Source organism: Pseudomonas sp. 2822-17, assembly GCF_002742485.1.
In the GTDB taxonomy this organism is placed as follows: domain Bacteria; phylum Pseudomonadota; class Gammaproteobacteria; order Pseudomonadales; family Pseudomonadaceae; genus Aquipseudomonas; species Aquipseudomonas cyclaminis.
The window spans coordinates 1-375 of sequence record NZ_LJRZ01000448.1; the positions used below are offsets into that span (position 1 = coordinate 1).

Sequence of the window (375 nt, forward strand, 5' to 3'; positions counted from 1 at the left end):
TTATTAAACAGTTCTTCTACATCTCAAATGGATTTACATAAATGTGTTCTTAAGGTTTTTAAAGAATTTAAAGAAAAGGAAGATCACGTTTTTAGATATATAGAAAATTATACGGACATCTCATCCGATGAATTAAAAAAATACTTATTTCATCCTGATATTCCAGAACATTTAAAACTAGATGAACATAGAAGTAGATTAGATCTATTAAATAAAATTCAGTCTCTTGAACAATATGGACTCTCCAAAATTGTTAGGGATCAGCTGACATATTTTGCATTAGAGCCTTATCCTACACGTTTAACTGAAGATAAGCTAGAGATAATTATATGGATGGTTAATGAGACGGATGGTTTTCAAGACTTACCTCAAGGC

General features: G+C 29.9%; 1 protein-coding gene. It reads left to right on the plus strand.

Annotation, left to right across the window (positions count from 1 at the left end; translation table 11 throughout):
* Positions 1-375: hypothetical protein (locus tag AOA60_RS32685; RefSeq protein WP_158235036.1), on the plus strand; the 375-nt coding region annotated here is incomplete at both ends.